Origin of the sequence: Acinetobacter sp. I-MWF (genome assembly GCF_025433935.1) — a bacterium.
Taxonomy (GTDB): Bacteria; Pseudomonadota; Gammaproteobacteria; order Pseudomonadales; family Moraxellaceae; genus Acinetobacter; species Acinetobacter guillouiae.
The window spans coordinates 1-282 of record NZ_JAMBAR010000071.1; the positions used below are offsets into that span (position 1 = coordinate 1).

Consider the following 282-nt stretch of genomic DNA (forward strand, 5'->3'; position numbering starts at 1 on the left):
CATTTGGATCATTAGCCGTGGTTGGATCGGTATAACCCACCGTCACCGCTTGACCTAAAGTCACTGGTGCACCCAAGGTTAACACCACGTTATTGCCCACCACCGCAACACCCGTTACAGGGACAAGCTGACCATCCGCAATCACTGCGAAGTCGCCTGCAACTGGTGGATGTAATGGATCAAGCGCTTCATTATAGCTCAGGGTCAATGTAGTCCCTGATAGATCCACTGTCGCGCTGACAAAGGTCGGTGCTGTGGTATCGCCACCAGGAATAATCGAAC

Annotated in this window: 1 protein-coding gene; it reads right to left on the reverse strand. The window is 52.1% G+C overall.

The genetic code is table 11. The features are described 5' to 3' along the window. Positions 1-282 (reverse strand): SwmB domain-containing protein (locus tag M2R48_RS21415; protein ID WP_315972867.1); only part of this gene is annotated, 282 nt, incomplete at both ends.